Origin of the sequence: Moritella sp. JT01, from assembly GCF_001574435.1 — a bacterium.
Taxonomy (GTDB): Bacteria; Pseudomonadota; Gammaproteobacteria; order Enterobacterales; family Moritellaceae; genus Moritella.
This window is the reverse complement of the sequence record NZ_LOCN01000018.1, coordinates 1-19039: the sequence shown is the minus strand read 5'-3', so window position 1 is coordinate 19039 and position 19039 is coordinate 1. Positions and strand designations below refer to the sequence as shown.

17 protein-coding genes are annotated in these 19039 nt (G+C 38.3%); 11 read left to right on the top strand and 6 right to left on the bottom strand.

The annotated features are described in order from the left end of the window. Positions 1–84 precede the first annotated feature (84 nt). Together AKG98_RS13835 and AKG98_RS13830 are read left to right on the top strand one after the other, a co-directional pair. Positions 85–1149 (top strand): efflux RND transporter periplasmic adaptor subunit, encoded by a 1065-nt coding sequence (locus AKG98_RS13835; RefSeq protein WP_067046786.1) that lies wholly within the window; start codon positions 85–87, stop codon positions 1147–1149. Next, the gene (locus tag AKG98_RS13830; RefSeq protein WP_067046783.1) at positions 1149–4307 is read left to right on the top strand and encodes a multidrug efflux RND transporter permease subunit; all 3159 of its coding nucleotides are present in this window, start codon (positions 1149–1151) and stop codon (positions 4305–4307) included. Before AKG98_RS13835 ends, AKG98_RS13830 begins: the two co-directional genes overlap by 1 nt. Positions 4308–4388: 81 nt before the next feature. Here AKG98_RS13830 and AKG98_RS13825 read toward each other — a convergent pair whose 3' ends face one another. Further along, positions 4389–5045, bottom strand: a complete 657-nt coding sequence (locus tag AKG98_RS13825) for a glutathione S-transferase (protein ID WP_067046781.1) — start codon at positions 5043–5045, stop codon at positions 4389–4391. 166 nt (positions 5046–5211) lie between these two features. After that, on the bottom strand, positions 5212–5475 hold the full coding sequence (locus tag AKG98_RS13820) for a YdcH family protein (RefSeq protein WP_067046779.1): 264 nt from the start codon (positions 5473–5475) through the stop codon (positions 5212–5214). Positions 5476–5986: 511 nt separating this feature from the next. Here AKG98_RS13820 and AKG98_RS13815 point away from each other — a divergent pair. After that, a complete protein-coding gene (locus tag AKG98_RS13815) occupies positions 5987–7105 on the top strand; it encodes an HD-GYP domain-containing protein (RefSeq protein ID WP_067046776.1) in 1119 nt (372 codons plus the stop codon). On the opposite strand, the gene AKG98_RS13810 is transcribed toward AKG98_RS13815, so the two are convergent. After that, the gene (locus tag AKG98_RS13810) at positions 7074–7397 is read right to left on the bottom strand and encodes a hypothetical protein (protein WP_067046773.1); all 324 of its coding nucleotides are present in this window, start codon (positions 7395–7397) and stop codon (positions 7074–7076) included. The two genes, AKG98_RS13815 and AKG98_RS13810, sit on opposite strands and share 32 nt — an antisense overlap. Positions 7398–7698: 301 nt before the next feature. On the opposite strand from AKG98_RS13810, the gene AKG98_RS13805 reads away from it, so the two are divergent. Together AKG98_RS13805 and AKG98_RS13800 are read left to right on the top strand one after the other, a co-directional pair. Beyond that, complete coding sequence (locus AKG98_RS13805) at positions 7699–8646, top strand: YeiH family protein (protein WP_067046770.1); 948 nt, start codon at positions 7699–7701, stop codon at positions 8644–8646. Between the two features lie 404 nt (positions 8647–9050). Further along, positions 9051–9824 carry a ferredoxin--NADP reductase gene (locus tag AKG98_RS13800; RefSeq protein WP_067046767.1) on the top strand — a complete coding sequence of 258 codons (774 nt, stop codon included), beginning with the start codon at positions 9051–9053 and terminating at the stop codon, positions 9822–9824. On the opposite strand, the gene AKG98_RS13795 is transcribed toward AKG98_RS13800, so the two are convergent. Next, positions 9802–10842: a LysR family transcriptional regulator gene (locus tag AKG98_RS13795; protein ID WP_067046764.1), complete on the bottom strand. Its 1041-nt coding sequence runs from the start codon at positions 10840–10842 to the stop codon at positions 9802–9804. The genes AKG98_RS13800 and AKG98_RS13795 overlap by 23 nt on opposite strands. An 86-nt stretch (positions 10843–10928) precedes the next feature. Between AKG98_RS13795 and AKG98_RS13790 the strand changes: the two genes are divergently transcribed. Then, entirely contained in the window at positions 10929–12236 is a 1308-nt protein-coding gene (locus AKG98_RS13790) for a D-amino acid dehydrogenase (RefSeq protein WP_304438686.1), read from the top strand. A 2-nt stretch (positions 12237–12238) separates the two neighbouring features. Here the strand turns inward: AKG98_RS13790 and AKG98_RS13785 are convergent, their stop codons facing one another. Both AKG98_RS13785 and AKG98_RS21925 read right to left on the bottom strand, forming a co-directional pair. Beyond that, the gene (locus tag AKG98_RS13785; RefSeq protein WP_067046762.1) at positions 12239–13162 is read right to left on the bottom strand and encodes a patatin family protein; all 924 of its coding nucleotides are present in this window, start codon (positions 13160–13162) and stop codon (positions 12239–12241) included. Positions 13163–13205: 43 nt separating this feature from the next. Next, positions 13206–13514 (bottom strand): hypothetical protein, encoded by a 309-nt coding sequence (locus AKG98_RS21925; protein WP_228140299.1) that lies wholly within the window; start codon positions 13512–13514, stop codon positions 13206–13208. Between the two features lie 308 nt (positions 13515–13822). Here AKG98_RS21925 and AKG98_RS13775 point away from each other — a divergent pair, with 308 nt between their 5' ends. From AKG98_RS13775 to AKG98_RS13755, 5 genes are all read left to right on the top strand, one after another. Continuing rightward, on the top strand, positions 13823–14989 hold the full coding sequence (locus AKG98_RS13775) for a dsDNA nuclease domain-containing protein (RefSeq protein WP_067046756.1): 1167 nt from the start codon (positions 13823–13825) through the stop codon (positions 14987–14989). Position 14990: 1 nt separating this feature from the next. Further along, positions 14991–15485 (top strand): hypothetical protein, encoded by a 495-nt coding sequence (locus tag AKG98_RS13770; protein ID WP_067046753.1) that lies wholly within the window; start codon positions 14991–14993, stop codon positions 15483–15485. After that, entirely contained in the window at positions 15482–17251 is a 1770-nt protein-coding gene (locus AKG98_RS13765) for an AAA family ATPase (RefSeq protein ID WP_067046750.1), read from the top strand. Before AKG98_RS13770 ends, AKG98_RS13765 begins: the two co-directional genes overlap by 4 nt. A 135-nt stretch (positions 17252–17386) precedes the next feature. Further along, the gene (locus tag AKG98_RS13760) at positions 17387–18052 is read left to right on the top strand and encodes a hypothetical protein (protein WP_067046748.1); all 666 of its coding nucleotides are present in this window, start codon (positions 17387–17389) and stop codon (positions 18050–18052) included. 82 nt (positions 18053–18134) lie between these two features. Next, positions 18135–18779 (top strand): DUF3223 domain-containing protein, encoded by a 645-nt coding sequence (locus AKG98_RS13755; RefSeq protein WP_067046745.1) that lies wholly within the window; start codon positions 18135–18137, stop codon positions 18777–18779. Positions 18780–19039: the final 260 nt, after the last annotated feature.

Genomic DNA, 19039 nt, shown 5'->3' with positions numbered 1-19039 from the left:
TTTACGGTATTATACGATATCAAAATTTTAGACGCGCTATTCATGGATGAAAGCTGCCACGCTCATTTTTATAGAAGAGATATAATGTATAAACGTACTTCCCTCACGATAATTAGCGCTCTTATTTTTAGCTTCGCTAGCTATACGGTTCCCGTTCATGCCAAAGGCGGCAATACTGGAAAAGGTGCTGAACGTGTGGTTTCTGTATATACGGATACCGTGCAATACCACGAAGTTTCACAATCTATTTCATTGATTGGTAAATTACAGTCAGATCAATTTGTTAGCGTGGCACCAGAAGTGGCAGGTAAAGTCGACAGTATTAAGATTCGAGCCAACCAAACCGTGAAAGCAGGGCAGCTATTAGTGCAACTTGATGACAGTAAAGCACAAGCTGCATTGATGGAGGCAAACGCTTATTTTACTGATGAACAACGTAAGCTCAATGAATATGCAACATTGGTAAAAAGTAATGCGATCACGCAAACCGAAGTGTATGCACAAACGGCATTAGTGGCGATTGCAAAGGCACGTTTAGCGGCAGCACAAGCGAATGTGGATGATCATTATTTAACTGCACCTTTCGCCGGTACGGTTGGTTTGTTAGATTTTAGCCGAGGAAAAATGGTGTCGGTGGGCACCGAACTATTAACTCTGGATGACTTATCGATGATGCAATTGGATCTTGCAGTGCCTGAGCGTTATTTGTCGCAATTATCAACAGGTATGGTTGTTACTGCGACGAGCCGAGCATGGCCTGATAACCGCTTTAAAGGTGAAGTGGTTGCTATTGATTCTCGCATTAATGCAGAAACATTAAATCTACGTGTTCGTGTGCACTTTGATAACAAAGATAATCGCCTTAAACCGGGGATGATGATGTCATCAAGTGTGGTTTTTCCTGCGATTAACGAACCTATCATTCCAGTACAAGCGCTGGAGTATTCGGGTACCAAACGTTTTGTGTATGTGGTTGGTGAAGATGCGCGTGTGACGCGTACTCAAGTATCGTTAGGTGCGCGTATTGTTGATCAAGTACTGATTGAAAGCGGTTTAGAGATTGGTGACCGTATCGTTGTTCAAGGCTTAGTTAATATGCGTAATGGGCTTAAAGTAAATGATTTGACTGGTCAACAGGAGACTAACTAATGTGGTTGTCTGATACGTCAGTTAAACGACCGGTCGTCGCCATTGTATTAAGTTTATTGCTTTGTGTTTTTGGTGCCGTGTCGTTTAGTAAACTTGCTGTACGTGAAATGCCGGATGTTGAAAGCCCTGTTGTGAGCGTAATGACGCGTTATGAAGGTGCGGCTGCATCCATTATGGAAAGTCAGATCACGTCGGTCATCGAAGACCAAATTACCGGTATTAGTGGTATCGATGAAGTGAGGTCTGTAACCCGTAATGGTATGTCGCGTATTACTGTTACCTTTGATTTGGGCTGGAACTTAACAGAAGGCGTTAGTGATATTCGTGATGCGGTTGCAAAAGCGCAGCGCAGCCTGCCAGATGAAGCTGACGACCCCATCGTATCAAAAGATAATGGCAATGGTGAACCCTCGGTTTATATCAATTTAAACTCAACGGAAATGGATAGAACTCAGCTGACTGATTACGCTCAGCGGGTATTAGAAGATCGCTTTAGCTTGATCTCGGGTGTGAGTTCGGTCGGTTTATCGGGTGGTTTATATCAGGTTATGTACGTTAAATTGTTCCCTGATTTAATGGCCGGCCGAGCAGTAACAACCAGTGATATCATCAATGCATTGAAAACTGAAAATGTTGAAAACCCAGGTGGTGAAGTACGTAATGATACCACGGTAATGTCAGTGCGTACGGCGCGATTATATGCCCAACCACAAGACTTTGAATACCTTGTAGTACGTACTGCAAGTGACGGTTCACCTGTTTATTTACGCGATGTGGCACAAGTCTATGTCGGGGCTAAGAATGAAAGCTCGTCATTTAAAAGCAATGGTATCGTTAATCTTAGTTTAGGCATTGTCGCGCAATCGGATGCGAATCCACTCGATGTTGCGAATGCAGTGCATGCGGAAGTTGATAAGATGCAAAGCTTCTTACCGGAAGGCATGAGCTTAGCGGTTGATTACGATTCAACGGTGTTTATTGACCAATCTATTTCGGAAGTGTACAGCACGCTATTCATCACGGGTGGTTTAGTTGTACTCGTCTTATATATCTTTATTGGTCAGGCGCGTGCAACCTTGATTCCCGCGGTTACCGTACCGGTATCGTTAATCTCGTCATTTATTGCCGCGTACTATTTTGGTTTTTCAATTAACTTAATTACCTTAATGGCACTTATTCTATCGATTGGTCTGGTTGTGGATGATGCCATTGTCGTGATCGAGAATATTTTTCATCACATTGAGCAAGGTGAGAAGCCACTGCTTGCTGCTTATAAAGGTACGCGAGAAGTTGGTTTTGCGGTAGTCGCGACCACTATGGTATTGGTGATGGTGTTCCTGCCTATCTCCTTTATGGATGGTATGGTGGGTCTGTTATTTACTGAGTTTTCGGTATTGTTAGCAATGTCAGTGATTTTCTCCTCATTGATTGCACTGACACTAACGCCGGTACTTGCCAGCAAAATGTTAAAAACAGAACAAAAAACCAGTCGTTTTAGCTTGTGGATGGAAGGATTATTTCAACGGTTAGAAAACGGTTATCGTGGCATTGTTGTTAAGGCCATTAAATATCGTTTGGCAGCGCCTGTGGTTATTATTGCTTGTGTTGCTGGCAGCTTTTTCTTGATGAAGCAAGTACCGTCACAGCTATCACCGCAAGAAGATCGCGGGGTATTATTTGCGTTTGTCAAAGGCGCGGAAGGCACGAGCTTTAACCGTATGACTGCAAACATGGATATTGTTGAAGCGCGTTTATTACCTTTAGTTGGGCAAGGTGTTATCAAATCCTTTAGCACGGAGGCGCCTGCATTTGGTGGTCGTGCCGGGGACCAAACCGGTTTTGTGATCATTATTCTTGAAGATTGGGCTGATCGTAGTGTCAGTGCTGGTGAAGCATTAGGCATGGTGGCAAAAGCGTTAAAAGATATTCCCGATGTGATGGTTCGTCCAATAATGCCTGGTTTCCGTGGCGGTTCGAGTGACCCAGTGCAATACGTACTCGGTGGTTCTGATTATTCGGAATTAGAAAAGTGGGCGGAATTACTAAAACAAAAAGCCGAAGATGCAGGTGTATTGGTTGGTGGTGATCTCGATTATTCCGAAAAAACCCCTGAGCTGGTGGTGAGTATTGATAAAGAGCGGGCTGGAGAGCTTGGTATCAGCGTTGATGAAGTATCAACAACGTTAGAGATCATGCTTGGTGGTCGCAGTGAAACCAGCTATATCGAACGTGGTGAAGAGTATGATGTTTACCTGCGTGGTGATGAAAACAGCTTTAACAACGTCAACGATCTAAGCCAAATTTATATTCGTAGTGCCAATGGTGATCTGATTACGTTGGATACCATTACCACAATCGAAGAAGTGGCTTCAGCAAGTCGTTTATCACATAGCAATAAGCAAAAATCGATTACCTTAAGCGGCAGTTTGGGTGACGGTTATACCTTAGGTGAAGTATTGGATTTCTTAGATGCACAAGCGATAGAATCATTACCGAGTGATATTTCCATTGCTTACTCTGGTGAATCAAAAGATTTTAAAGAAAACCAAAGCAGTATCTTAATTGTATTTGGTTTAGCTCTGCTGGTGGCTTATTTAGTATTAGCGGCGCAGTTTGAAAGCTTTATTAATCCGATGGTGGTGATGTTCACTGTGCCAATGGGGGTACTGGGTGGTTTCTTAGGCCTGTATTTCATGGGCGTTGGCCTGAATATTTACAGTCAGATTGGTATGATCATGTTGATTGGTATGGTCACGAAGAACGGTATTCTAATCGTTGAATTTGCCAACCAGCTACGTGATCGCGGTGTCGCTCTAGAGCAAGCCATTATTGATGCGTCTGCACGTCGTTTACGTCCAATTCTAATGACTGCATTCACAACGTTAGCGGGCTCAATGCCATTGATATTATCCACTGGTGCGGGTGCAGAAAGTCGTGTTGCTGTGGGTACTGTCGTGTTCTTTGGTATGGCGTTTGCGACGTTAGTTACTTTATTGGTTATTCCAGCGATGTACCGTTTGATTTCGGGTGCAACGCATTCACCGGGTCATGTTGAAGCGATGTTAGAGGCGGAATTAGCTGAGCAATCAGCAACATTACTATCAGAACAATCAGCTAGACAAGTAAAGGATGTGCATATAGTGAAAGATGTTGCTTAACTATTCGTTGTAGATCTAATTGACGTTAATACTGACGATAAGGGCAAGCATAATCGATATTATGTTTGCCCTTTTTTGTCTTTAATCGGCATGACCAAATAAAAACGCTTCTTTGTTTTCTAACCACTGTGGGTATTTTGCCATTGCTTTGGCAAACCGTTGATCTTGTAAATGTTGATTAAGCCAATTTCGTAAATGTGGTAAGGGCGCTTGCAGGTACCACTGGCGGTCTACACGAGCAAATTGACGGATCAGCGGTAAAATAGCGTAATCGGCTAAACTGGCGTTCTCTCCCATTAAATAAGCATGCTGACTGAGGCGTAATTCGAGCATTGTTACATAGTCAGCACATTGGTTTCGTAATTCAGCTTCATTATCTTCATGATAACGTACTGCATATTTGTACTTACTTAAGGCTGAAGTAAATACGGTATCGTGAATGTTAATCAGCGCTAACATTGCTGAATAAGCTTCTGGATCTTCACTGTGTAGTAAGTTTAATGGATCACTTTGATGCAGCGCCCAAATCATAATATCTAAGCTTTCGTCAATCACAGTACCGTCATCGAGTACTAATACCGGTACTGTTGCCTTCGGTGAAACCGCTAACATTTCTGTGGGTTTATTTTTCATGACCACGGCGCGTAACATGACCGGCTGCTGGGCGAGTAATAAGCCCAGTCGTGCGCGCATCGCATAAGGACAGTTTTGTAGTGAGTATAAAATTGGCAGTGACATTGACATTCCCTTCGTTCTCGTTACCGTATATTGATATCTAATGACGAAATTATTATTAGAAATCGATAGTAACGTATTCTCGATGGATGTCTAAATATACAGTATCACTTTAACTCAGTTAATTTTTAGCAGTAAAAAAGCGAACCCTTCGATCCGCTTCATCGTTTTAAGATGCTGATAGCACTTCGTCATGATGTTGCTTTAATTGCTGATACAACACATCTTTTAACTTGGCTCGTCGTAATTTTAACTGTGTCATATGCGCATCATCAGTAGGGCTGCCATCCATTTCCAACTGGCGAATATCATAATCTAATATGTGGTATTGCTTTGATTTCTCTCTGAACATTTCATTTTTATAATTCAAATAAACGATATCTTGTTTTAATTCTGGAAAGTCAAAGATAAGTGCATGATTCTCATTTAGCATAAGGTTTCCTCAAGAATGAAAGTAAACGTCGATCATTACTATAGCATTCCAATGTGTTGTAAAAGTTGATGTAATCGTGATTACAGGTGAACGTCCACTACAGAACCCTCAATAATATAACTTGCTGATCTACTCGTTTCATTATTGATTTTTGTGTTTATGGATAGCTAAAGTATGGTACTTGCGCTTATGTTCTGCCGTAGATACCTGAACACGGTGTAGGTTATGTTCGTCGTATTCGCTATCACAGATAATCATTATGTGATTTTTTACTAATAGAAAGTTGACTGATTTGCCATTTACTAGGAATTTATGGCGATAATAGTTTGATGTAATTAACAAAAATAAATTAAATAGCAGTCATATTTTTACAATCGTATATATTAATCATAGGAATGCCTATACATTAATAGGTATTTAAATGGCGGTGTTTTGTGTGCCCAAAGTAAAGTGTTTTGGCTTTGGAAGAGGACCAGCAATTACCTTGATTCATGCCTGATAGGATTGATGTATGCTTAATTATAGTAAAATAAGTCAGATTTTTAACCACGATGAGGATACCGAGATCCACCTTGATATGCTCTACAACATTGCGATTAATAGTTATCAAGGGCTATCTCGATTTTCTGTTATTTTGATTAAAGATAATCAAGCGTCTAATTATTTTGTCCGTGATAGGCTTGTCGTCGATAACAATGATGAGCTTTTTACAAAAAAAGTAAATAAGAAGGGCGGTATCCCCAAAATGGTAAAGTCAAAATCAGAACGTGTGGTGAATGATTTATCAAATTTAACATTAAATTCAAGAACCCTTTTCTTATTGAATAATGGCCACCGTAGTAGCTTTTCTTATCCTTTGATGTTTAAAGGGAATGCGATTGCGATGGTGTTTTTTAATGCCTCTGAGCTAAATTTTTTTGCTGAGTACTCGATACAGCAAGATATGTTATTTCTAGCCGCGATTATCCGTTCACTCATGGTTCGTCAATTTGAAAAAAAGCAGTATATTAGTACTTCACTCGCGATCGCATTAGATATGGGTCATGCCAAAGATCCTGAAACAAAAGGGCATCTACATAGAATGAAATGTTATAGCTCAAAACTTGCTTATCTCTTAAGTAAAGAGAAAGGTATTTCCCACGAGTTTATTCGTTGTATCGAATCGTATGCGGCTTTTCATGATATTGGTAAATATAAGATCCCTGATGAGATTTTATTTAGTTGTACGATCTTTAGCCCTGAAGAACGTGAAATTATGAATCAGCATTGTAGGCATGGGGTTGATATTATTAATGGTGTACTTGGATACTTTCCTGAGAATCTACGGCATGTTGAAGAATATCGTTTTTTAAAAAATATTATTCTTCACCATCATGAACATTTTAATGGTAATGGTTATCCGATGGGATTAAAAGGGGATGCTATTCCGTTAGAAGCTCGGATAGTAATGGTCGCAGATGTGTTTGATGCGTTGTTAAGTAAACGTTTATATAAACAGGCTTGGAATATTGATGATGTTGTTACCTATATGAAAGATAACTCAGGCATTATGTTTGACCCTGATTGCATCAATTCTTTAATCTCTAATCTACCTGAATTTATTGAAATTTATGAAGCTTATGCTGATTAAATTGAGGGCTAATATCTGCTATTGCAGGCCCTTGTAAACTATTCTGGTAGCCATCGTTCGTTAAATGTAATGGAAAGCGTAATTCCTGTTGATCACGTCTCGCTATAATAGAAATTGAATCGGCTTGTAGTAACGCTTTAAGCATCTCAGGTGGAATGTCTGCCAGTATTAAGTCATGAATATCATAATGTGTTTTATTCATGCCGAATTCTTCTCGTAACGCACTTAGTTCAATTTCGGTTAAGACTTGATTGTCGGTATCTAACCTAGGTTTATCAATTGGCTTTTTCATCACACAACCTCACAAGAGATAATTATTGTTACGGGATAAACGCGGTCACGATCGTCGTTTAACTGGGATTACCTTAATGTAATACACGATTACTCTATAATAAGTCAGTCATTATCGTTAAAAGTTCGGTTTTTTTACATGTAAACTTAAAAGTGTGATCAAGTTAACTGTGATTTCATTTACTTGTTAAATGTTAAATATTAAATGTTCAGTTTTTATGAACAATAGGTTAATTTCATTCTAATGTTTTTAACTTATAGGGCAGGCTATACTATTGGCTCTTAGAAAGAGAGAGTCCACCATGTTTAAATTATTCACCAATTATTCATTGAAAAAAACCGACCTATTGTTTATTACTATCGGCTTGCTGTGTCTAACGCCGCTTATCTCATCACCAGTGGCTTTAGTATTAGGCTTTACACTGGCCACATTAGGTCTTGTCCCTCAAAGTATCGATTTAAGTGCAATCACCAAAAAAACATTGGCGTATTCGATTGTCGGTTTAGGCTTTGGTATTAACTTAGAAGACGCGATAATAGCGACTAAAGATGGGATTGGTATTATCGTTACGTCTATCTTCTTTACGTTAATATTAGGTTGGATCCTGACTAAAGTGCTTAAAATTGAAAAAAAAACCGGGTATTTAATTTCTGCAGGTACAGCAATCTGTGGGGGAAGTGCGATTGCTGCTGTTGCACCAGCCATCAATGCTAAAAATGATCAGACCTCGTTGGCATTAGCGGTAGTATTTATTCTTAACTCTGTGGCATTATTTCTATTTCCTGTTATAGGTCATTTACTGGAGATGAGTCAGCATGCATTTGGGGTATGGAGTGCGATTGCTATTCACGACACGTCATCTGTTGTAGGTGCTGCTTCTGCTTATGGTGATGAAGCATTATTAACGGCGACCACTTTAAAATTGGCCCGCGCCTTGTGGATCGTACCTGTGGCGTTTATTAGTGCCTTATTATTTAAAGGTGACAGTAAAAAATTAACGATACCGTTTTTCATCTTATTTTATTGTTTCGCTATCTTCATTGCGTATGTACTGCCGGACTATCAGGTGTTTTATCAAGGTATTTTCAGTGTATCTAAGCAAGTATTAGTCATGTGTTTGTTCTTGATCGGTGCGGGTATCACGGTACAAAAAATCAGAGATGCAGGTATAAAACCATTACTGCTAGGTGTGTTACTTTGGATTGCGATTAGTGTCAGTTCACTGGTTTATATTTTGTTTTTTATGTAGTCGTATTGTTATAGATAGATAGATAGATAGATAAAGCGTTTAAAAGAGAGGTTCTATCACCTCTCTTTTTTTATGAGTTTACTTTTTTTTCTGCTTTCTTTTTCCTTAATAGATAAGTGATTAATAATGAAAATGCGGCGAGATCTAATGCTGATGATATTAATCCACTTGTGAAGACGGACAATAGTATAAATAAACATACCAGTAGCATAATGAGTTTGTTAATAAGCATATTGGCTCCTTGCGATGACTTGTGTTTGTATTATTGGAATAATAAGAGCAAAATGGGAAATACCATAAATTTATAACTCATAACTAATTATAATTCTTCGTGTATTCAACACGTTGTTTTCATACTTCTTGCACTATTTCTATTATGCTCAATCTATATTTGTGAGGTCGTAATGAAGGAAATACCACATGGTCTAATTAAGGGCGAAGTTACTGGGCGTATCAATTGGACTGATAGCGAATTCAGTTTACAGGTCACCGCCGAAATATCTCATTATACCGCAGGTCAGTTCACTAAGTTAGCACTGTACGATGACGCTGATGAATGGACTCGTCGGGCTTACTCATTTGTTAACTCACCTAATCAGGCGCAGGGTCAACAGGTGATGGAATTTTTGATTATCACTGTGCCTGATGGGAAATTATCACCACGCTTAGATAAATTACAGGTCGGCGATGACCTATATGTGGGGAAAAGTCCTGCCGGATTTATGACGCTGGATGAGATCCCGCGTTATACAAAAGATCTATGGTTGTTGTCTACAGGCACTGCGATTGGCCCTTTTCTATCGTTACTTGATGAAATGGATACTCAGCAGCGTTTTGATAATGTGGTATTAGTACATGCAGTGAGAACGTCTGCCGAGTTAGTTTATCAGGATAAAATTAAGCAACTTGAAGCGCGATATCAGGGTAAGTTTCATTATGTACCAGTGGTGTCCCGAGAACAGAGAAAAGAAACATTACGCGGTCGGATCCCTGCCTTACTCGAGGCCGGTGAATTGGCCAAAGTAGCGGGTGTACCATTAACACCAGAACGTAGTTTTTTCTATTTATGTGGTAATCCGAGTATGGTTAAAGACACCAGTGAGGTGCTAAAGCAGCTCGACTATCAAAAACACTCACGTCGCAGTACGGGCCATTTTAGCTCCGAGAATTATTGGTAGTTATTCTCTCGTCCTTTTTGGTATTTTGTAAAGCGGCTTGTTGTTTTAACCAGACTTTAAAACATTCAATCGCGGGCGAGTGATGATGTTGGATCAAGTAATATCCAGCTTGTGCATCGATAGGACTGAAAGGCGAGGCTAAACCAGCTTTGGCTAGACCCGTTGTGGTTAAATCATTATCAAGCAGTGCGCAGCGGGCTAATGCAACTCCTAATCCTGCGGCTGCGGCTGCAATTGCCATATCCGTACGATTAAAATAATGCCCGTGTTTACTGAGCGCATTCTTTCCTGTGTTTGCTTGTGTTGTTTTTGGCGTTTCGAGAGACATTTGCTGTAACCAAAATTGCCATTCAGCGTCTTTATCGGCATGCAGCCAAGGCATCGCATCATGTAAAAGCGTAATTGTCTGCCAGACATTACAGCTGTCACTATTGTTAATTGGGTTATTATTATTCGTCATATCCCAGTCAAACTTAGCCATATATTGCGGGCTCATCACAGGTAACAACTGCTCTGCTAATAACAATTCAGCGTTAATCTTTTTATCACTCGACTGATAGGGGCTTTGGCCATAATCGATTGCTAGATCGAAATTAGTATCTGTATGATCCACCAACGCACCTTCGGCAAAGGTATGGATCTTGATATCGGGGAATTGCAGATAGAAATCTTGTAAGCGGGGGACTAACCATTTATATGCAAAAGAGGGGGTGAGTTTAAGATGCACCTCACCAGCATGGCGGTTAACTTGTTGTAACTGGCTAATGACATCGCCAATATCCGTTAAACTTTGTTCGACGACTTGATGTAATTGATATCCCGCTGAAGTTAAACGAATACCACGAGAATGGCGTTCAAATAGGGTCAATTTAAGGTTTTGTTCCAACTGTTTTATTTGTTGGCTAATAGCACCTGTAGTTATATGTAATTTTTCGGCTGCTTGCGTAAAGCTAGTGCAACTGGCCGTCGCCGTAAATGTCGCTAAACCGGATAATAGATTATCGTTAATTTTTATCATCAATGGCTCCAATCTCGATCTTGCGTTTAGTTTATCTAAAGGCTGATGTTAATACTTATGGATTGTTAAGTAAATGTAACATCCTTATGCTTGCCGTATTATTTATTGGTGATAGTCGGTATAAAATGAAAGTAATGGTATTAGGTTGTGGAGTTATTGGATTAACGTCGGCATGGTATCTGGCACAAGCTGGCCATGAGGTGACTGTCATTGATCGTCAGGCAAGGGGGGCAGAGGAAACAAGTTTTGCCAATGCAGGGCAGATTTCTTACGGTTATTCTTCGCCTTGGGCTGCACCTGGTATTCCGGTGAAAGCCATCAAATGGTTGGCGCAAAAACATGCGCCATTAAAAATAAAACCAGGACTATCACCTGATTTATATTTATGGGCTGCAAAAATGTTAGCTAACTGTAATCAACAGAGCTATGAAATAAATAAAGCGCGGATGTTACGGATTGCTAATTACAGTCGGGACTGTTTGATTGAGTTACGTCAGCAGCAAGATATTCACTATGAAGGTCGGCAAAAGGGTACCTTGCAGGTATTTCGTCATGAATCCCAGTTATCTGGAATAGCGAAAGACATTAAAATATTGGCGGATAGTGGCACGTCATATGAAGCGTTAGATGTTGCGGGCTGTATCGCGGTCGAACCTGGATTAGCTGGCGTTAAAGATAAAATTGTGGGGGGATTACGTTTACCCGATGATGAAACTGGTGACTGTTATCAGTTCTGCCAGCAGCTTACGGCATTAGCACAAGCGGCGGGTGTTAAATTTAAATTTGGGGTAACCGTCAATAAGCTCAATCACAATGACGGCAAAATCAGTTCGGTGGATACCAGCGTTGGGGAATTAACTGCAGATGCTTATGTCGTGGCAATGGGTTGTTATTCATCGGCATTATTATCATCAATTTTGTCACCTTTCGGGTTAGCCCTGCCTATTTATCCGGTAAAAGGTTATTCGTTGACTGTGCCTGTTGTTGATAGTGCGCAAGCGCCAGTATCAACCGTCATGGATGAAACCTATAAAGTGGCGATGACGCGCTTTGACCAACGAATTCGTGTTGCCGGTACCGCAGAGCTAGCGGGTTATAATTTAGATTTGACGGCTTCTCGAAAAGACACCATCGCGATGGTGATAAACGATTTATTTCCCAATGCTGGCGACATGAGCAAAGCTGAGTTCTGGACGGGATTACGGCCAATGACACCCGATGGCACGCCTATTATTGGCAAGACGCCAGTGGCTAATTTATTTACTAATTGTGGCCATGGCACATTGGGCTGGACGATGGCATGTGGTTCGGCTCGCTATCTTGCCGATGTGGTTAGTGGTGTTATTCCTGATATTGATAGCCGTGATTTGGATGTTTACCGTTATGGTCATTAATGTTACTTAAACAAGGCGACATGGTGACTTGCTAAAAATTGAGTGCCCATTTCATAGCCCATTTGATAATCGGCTGCTAATGCTTCGTCACTGCTCCCTAAAATCCGACTCTCCAAAGCTTCGGGTGGGGCAATTTCGATGATTTTGGCATCATCTGGTGGGCTATGTATAAAATCGATTGCGTCACTATATGAATTCTCATGGCCAGTAATAATATCCAGTACTTTCGGGCAGCGTTGCGAACTGCATACCCAAGATTTCAGCTTGTGGGCCCACGGTGAACGGGTATTATGGTGTGCTGGTACGGTGCGGATCACAATGATTTTTTTAGCGCCGCGGTGATACGCTTCTTGAATAGGAATTGGCAGTGATACCCCGCCATCGACATAATGTTCATCGCCAATTGCGACACCTTTTTTATATAAATAAGGTAATGCACTCGATGCTTTTAACATGGTAAGCCAATTATCAGCGGTGGGCTCAAAAAAAGTAGGGCTTAACCCACTGATGTTGGTTGCAGAAAAGAGCAGTTGACGGTTTTTTAGTTGTGCTTGTGCGCAATCCATATTGAGTTGGTGCTCCGCATCATTAACTTTGTCAAAATACCAATCTAGGTTAACCGTATTACGTCCCATCAGTGTTCGCTTCATATTAAAGAATTCAGGATGCTTGGATAGCTGCATGATAGAGCGTTTTGCATGGCCAGATTGTCTGGTCATGTAGCTTGATAAATTTTGCGCGCCTGCAGACGTACCAATCAATAATGCAAACGGGTTAAAATCTTGTGCTAACCAACTGTCTAATACACCAGCTGTGAAAATACCGCGCTGACCACCGCCTTCAACCACCAGTGCCGCATCCTTAATCGGCATACTCGCGTTGCAACTGGCAATATTAGTTAAGGTATTTTGGGTTATGCGGTTCATATTCAACTCCTAAAGAAGGTAAGGGTTAAATTTAACGCATGTATTAAGGTTTATGAAATCGATTGAATTGTACACATTGATAGGAATTGGTTATCAATTGGTTTTTATGTTTTGCTACACCAATCTTAAGCTGCTGGCCATGGTAGTGATACCAAAGGTTTATCAGCTCAAGCAGGGGGCGTTTATCGGCAGAGTTTTCAACCCAGTCTTTTTGATTCTGAGTCGACAACAGCCAGCGTTCGTACTTTTGTGCTTCGCCTTTCGTCGTAAACTTTTTTCTGTAGCGCTTACCGTTTCGACCCTGTGGGCGACAATCGACTTCATAGCCGTTGGTAATGGATTTAATAGACATGAATCAGCCCTTCTTAAGGGTTACTGGTTTTATATACAGTTTAATGATGTATCATAGGGTAAATGTAGTTGAGTTCAATGTTTGTTATTCCATTGAATATACTTTGAAATAGTATTTAGTTGAAAAGACTAATCACCATATCTCAATAGAGATAGTATGTATAAAAATACAGTATTGGTTTTGTCTGTGATAAATGACACTATAAGCAATTTAATCATATGGTTATATGGTTATATGGTTATATGGTTATATTTTTTTATATTCAGATTAATAAAGTATTTCTATTATAAAAGGTGGGTCGAACAGCTTTGGTTAAACTTCATGACGTAGCTCCAAGAGAGCAAAATGGTAGAGATACTTTATCAAGATATAAAGTACAAACCAGGGCTGCTGGGTTAGCAAGTTTAGAAATTCTTAATAATAAAGAGGTAGATCGTGTCTTTTGTGATTGGCATGATGATTTTGTTATTAGAAAAGTAATTAATGGAAAAACATACTACCATTTCATACAAGTCAAAACGAAAGATAAGCGGAATGCACAGTGGTCTCTAATTGAGTTGTTTGGAGTAAATAATAGAAATAAAAAAGAAGAAATAGATGTTGTTGTCAATAAAATCACAGATAGTTTTTCTGGGAAACTTTTAATACATACTGTTAATTTTAAAGATTCATGTGAAAAAGTAGTTTTTTTAACTAATATCCATTTGAAAGATGAAGTATATACTCTATTGGAAGCTTTAGATGAAAGTGATTTTTCAAATAAAACATTAGATAAGTTACTTGAGCATTTTCCCCAGTGTTTCTGTGATGATGAACAGGTTTATTCTACAGATGAAATTAAATCCTTAATTTCGAAATTAGTTATCGAATCTGGTGTAGATTATTTAAATGTAGAAGGGCGAGGTTTTGATTCGTTAGCTAGAGAGACAATACATCAATATAGTGAAATTGACCTGAAAAATGTTGAAGCGAAAGAAATAATAAACAGTCTATTATTGCTAATAGAAAGTAAATCTATGGGCATACTTTCTAATGCTATCAATGAAGAACAATTAGATCGGTTAGCTGGCGTTGGGATTGAAGACTTATTAGGAATATTGAGCTTATCTAAAACTGCCTTCCAAAGTCTTAAAGATGGCGGTGATATAAATGCATTGAAAAATGTTTCAATAATACAGAGGTTATTAGAACGTTCTGAAGTACCGATTGGAGCAATTGAATATGCTGCGAAATGTAAAGCTGAGTGGGACTGTTGGTATCGTGATAATAGGCATATTCTCCCTGATTTTGATTTGATGACATTAAATTCAGCGTTAGTAAAATCAATTAAAAATCACCATATAATTACTTTCGATGAGCTGCAAGAGTCTGTTAATGACGTTGCTCTTAAATTTAAAGGAGTCGATATTTTTATTGGTTTGAGTCGAAATATAATATTAGGCGGTTTATTTTCTGTAATAGTAAGGTCACAGTAAAATGAAAATTTCGAATATAGATGAGTTTTTTGAGTTAGGGAAGAAGCTCAGACTCTCAATTACGTTGGACGAAGACACGACTTTAAAACCTTATCAATTGAATAATGACGCGTTATTTCAACTGCCGTTTATCTCTATGATTATTCTATTAATGTCAAAAGATATCAGAAAACCAAATGTATCAGAACTAGGACAGATAGTTGGAGAATGTATAGAGCGTTCCATAAAGGCATTCAAAGGTTCATCACAGCATCTAGGTTGGTCTGCTCATTTGCGAATTAGAACAGTAACGGCACTTAATTTTTTGGAAGCATCGAGCTTAGTTGAAGTTGATAATCGAAAAGGGAAAGTTAAAGCAACAAGTTTAGGTAAAGATGTTATATCAAAAGCACTAGATCCAAAAGTAGAATCTGATTTATCTTTTAATTTATTGCTTATTCAAAGAAGTTATAAAAACAGATGTAAGGAAAAACAAATGGAGCTTGATGGCTTATGAAACTAGAAAGCTTACGGATATTTGCAAGAGGACCTTCTGGATGGGGTTCTGGTGAACTGAAATTTGCAGATTCTATAACACAGATATATGGTCCTAATGGTTCAGGAAAAACACCGATTGTTCAATCTATAGCATTCTGCTTAGGTAACCCATGTAAGTTTAGGAAAGATATATATGGACACTGCTTAAAAGCTGTTCTGACTGTTTCTATTCAAGGGGATACTTTTAAGTTAGAGCGACCATATATAGAAGAGGACAACTTCGAAATTATCGTTACAGAACCTCTAGGCACAACGCAGCGGTTTTATAGTGAAGGTGATTTTAGTCAATATTTATTTGAGTTATTAGGCTACGATTATCCACAACTCGTTACAGTGAGAGATCAGCCAACTGCCCCATTCATATCTTGTGTGCTACCTCTTTTTTATTTAGATCAGAGTAACGGATACAGTGACTTCTATAAATCATTAGGCAATCATTTTATTAAAGATCAATTTGAAGAAATTGTTCGTTTGAGTGCTAACTTTCCAGTAAAGAATTCATTTGATAAAAAGAGGTCTCGTTTAAATGCAAAAAATGATGTTCAGAGTGCTCATGAAAAAGTGTATCGAATTAAATCCGTTTATGAAAGAGCGCTGAAATCGTCACAAGTAAGTTACTCTTCAATTGAAGAAATAGACGAACAAATTGAAATATATAAAACTCAAATAGAAAACTCTAAATCGAGTAAAAATCTAAAAGTAGATGCAACGGATAATATTGATAAGATAATTTCATTAAAAATGAAAGAAGCAAGAGAAATTAAGAATGAATTATCTCTTTTGGAAAGAAAAAGTTTAAGTATTACTTCAATAAAAACAGAGATCGAAGCAGAAATAAATACGCTCTCATTGAATGAAGAATCTAAAAGAATTTTTTCATCGTTTTCTGAAATTTGTTCTACTCCTGGTTGTGGGTTATTTTTAGGCAGTTCAGAATCTTATGGGAAAAATTTATTATATTTAAGAGATCAAATTAAAGATTTAGAGATTAGTGTTCATCATTCCAGAGTCAGTATAGATATTCTAAATGAAAAATTAACTGATAGATTAAAGGATATTGAAATGTTGAATGCAGATAGAGACAATGTGTTTAAAAATGATAGTTTAACAACACTTGTCGATTCAATGCATGCAATTTTATCTGAAATAGTCGAGCTGGAAGTTCAGAAAAAAGAGCTCGAAAATTTAGTTGACCTTGAAGAGCGATACATCAGTGCTGAAAATAATAGAGAAGATGCATTAAATAAACAAGATGCTCTTTCATCAGCTCCAAGCACTACATCTATAGAGATGACTAGATTTAAGAGTAATTTTAAAACGACTATAGAAAAATGGATCGAATTAATTAAGACAAAAAATATCTCTAAAATTATCAGTTTTGAGCAAGGTTTTAAAGCTATCTTTGGAGATGAAAAACTGTCAGTTTTTACAGGTAGTACTAAGGTTCGAATCGTATTATCTTACCATGCGGCACTCTTTGAGGAGATTATTAAGTTAAACCCTAGAGGAATTAGATTTTTAATATTAGATACACCGAAACAACATGATATTGGTAATGAAGATTTGAATTATTATATTAAAGCTCTTAAAGTGTTAGCAGCAGAGAAAAAAATACAAATCATTTTCTCAACAACTACTTACAAATATGAAATTGGTGAGAATGATAAAAATTGGTTAGCTACTTTCGAGGGGTTTGAGCAACCAATGTTTTTAGGCCAATTGTAATATATAAGGGAAATATTGAGACAAGGTTTCCAATAAGATAATTCAGATGCTTTATGTTAGGTGCTGATTTAGAGGTAAACAGATTTCCATTTGGTTTGACTTACTATATTACATTAAACAAACTTGGAGTTTAATTTGGAAGATAAAGCGCATGCTTATTTAATAAAAGCCCCAGCTTTTTTAAATGATGCTAGAACTCATATTTCTACCTCATTTAATAACAATCGAAATTCTATGTATTCGATAACAGCTTCTATATCAGCAATGGAAGCTTTCTTAAATGAATTAGTACAAATAGGGGATGGTTTGAGAGCTCATGGGCAATTTAACTCAATCGTTAATATGTCTATTTGTATAGCGCTAGCCGAAGAAAAAAGATTATCAATACCTAAAAAATTCATTTGTGCTTATGAAGGGCTAGTCGGTAGTCAGTTTGATAAAGGTAGCTGTAGGCCATATCAAAAATTTCTTTTGGCCATTGATATTCGTAATCAATTAGCACACCCTAAAGCATCAGTACTAGACATTAGCTCGTCGGGTATACATGCACCTAAGAGTGAACAAAAATTAATTGCAAAGCTTAATTCTAATGGTTTTAAAGTTGATAAAAAGCTTACTTATGATTGGGAAAGTGTCGTAAACACGAAGGCTTTTGCTTTATGGGTTTATCAGTCTGTATTAGATTGCATGAATCTAATCTTTGATTCATGGCCTTATAAGAATGCTATTGAACCATATAAAAAATTATATTCTACAGCGTATTATAAGCCTGAACAATGGGAAGTATTGGATTGCTTATAGCTGTTACTATTTTGATAAAACGCTGAAGATCAATAACAACTAATACGGTTAATGAGAGGCGTTAGTTCTATAGGAGTAAATTTTGGCTAAACCTATTTCATTTGGAAAATTTAACTTTCGGACTCGTAAAGCTTGTGAAGACGAAGTGCGAAGTCGCATCAAGCTATATCCTGCTGGAGCTCTACTGTCTCTTGAAGATAAAAAGTTCTTTGAAGCATTGTTTACGTTGCATAGTGAATACGATGAAAAAGTTGGCTGTGGTATCCGTGATATTGAAGTCTGTCTAGATGTTCATAGAAATAAATGCTTATCGATAATCCAAAATAATGATTTTAAAGAAATAATTAGCTGGCGACACTGCATTAAGCCTTATACCAAGAAGATGGTCGTGTCTGGTTCATTTCGAAGGGCAGTAAAAAATAGTGTTATACAGTTTAAAACTAAAGTTGTTTCCAGAGGAGCTTTATGTCCTATTTTAAATACGTCACTAAGCTATGATAACAGTCACGCTTCGTATAGTAATGTTTCCTTCGATGAAGTACTGAGTAACTTTCTTGAACATAATAATTTGTGTTATGAAACTGTAGAACTGCAAGATCCTGATGTTAATGATTCAGATCAGCGTGGAATATTACGAGATTCTGTTCTTACTGATAATTGGCTGAATTACCATGGGTCTAATACTGAGCTGATTTTACTTAGTGCTGAAGCTAACCGGAGAAAATAAAGCTTAGGCTCGGACGTGTTTGTGCCTAAAACAGGATAGAATAGACTAATCAAAGCAACTTAATTAGTCTGTTTACACCTAGCCAAAAAATCAGAATCTAAGCCCAAACCGTACGCTCAGTAAGCGCTAGTTCTAAACCCCAAAATAAACCTCTCTCAACAAAATCGGCATAGTGATGAGATAAAATATCCCTACTATCATCGTAAGCGGTTGGTTAAGCGGTCAAGCCTGATATCATCAGGCTTCTAGGCCTGCATTCC

Excerpts from the sequence above, each read along its gene's own strand:
- AKG98_RS13825 (WP_067046781.1), bottom strand. The coding sequence starts at position 5,045 with ATGTCACTGCCAATTTTATACTCACTACAAAACTGTCCTTATGCGATG.
- AKG98_RS13835 (WP_067046786.1), top strand. The coding sequence starts at position 85 with ATGTATAAACGTACTTCCCTCACGATAATTAGCGCTCTTATTTTTAGC.
- AKG98_RS21925 (WP_228140299.1), bottom strand. The coding sequence starts at position 13,514 with ATGTCTATTAAATCCATTACCAACGGCTATGAAGTCGATTGTCGCCCA.
- AKG98_RS13805 (WP_067046770.1), top strand. The coding sequence starts at position 7,699 with ATGTTTAAATTATTCACCAATTATTCATTGAAAAAAACCGACCTATTG.
- AKG98_RS13820 (WP_067046779.1), bottom strand. The coding sequence starts at position 5,475 with ATGCTAAATGAGAATCATGCACTTATCTTTGACTTTCCAGAATTAAAA.
- AKG98_RS13765 (WP_067046750.1), top strand. The coding sequence starts at position 15,482 with ATGAAACTAGAAAGCTTACGGATATTTGCAAGAGGACCTTCTGGATGG.
- AKG98_RS13800 (WP_067046767.1), top strand. The coding sequence starts at position 9,051 with ATGAAGGAAATACCACATGGTCTAATTAAGGGCGAAGTTACTGGGCGT.
- AKG98_RS13795 (WP_067046764.1), bottom strand. The coding sequence starts at position 10,842 with ATGATAAAAATTAACGATAATCTATTATCCGGTTTAGCGACATTTACG.
- AKG98_RS13830 (WP_067046783.1), top strand. The coding sequence starts at position 1,149 with ATGTGGTTGTCTGATACGTCAGTTAAACGACCGGTCGTCGCCATTGTA.
- AKG98_RS13770 (WP_067046753.1), top strand. The coding sequence starts at position 14,991 with ATGAAAATTTCGAATATAGATGAGTTTTTTGAGTTAGGGAAGAAGCTC.
- AKG98_RS13785 (WP_067046762.1), bottom strand. The coding sequence starts at position 13,162 with ATGAACCGCATAACCCAAAATACCTTAACTAATATTGCCAGTTGCAAC.
- AKG98_RS13815 (WP_067046776.1), top strand. The coding sequence starts at position 5,987 with ATGCTTAATTATAGTAAAATAAGTCAGATTTTTAACCACGATGAGGAT.
- AKG98_RS13810 (WP_067046773.1), bottom strand. The coding sequence starts at position 7,397 with ATGAAAAAGCCAATTGATAAACCTAGGTTAGATACCGACAATCAAGTC.
- AKG98_RS13790 (WP_304438686.1), top strand. The coding sequence starts at position 10,929 with ATGCTTGCCGTATTATTTATTGGTGATAGTCGGTATAAAATGAAAGTA.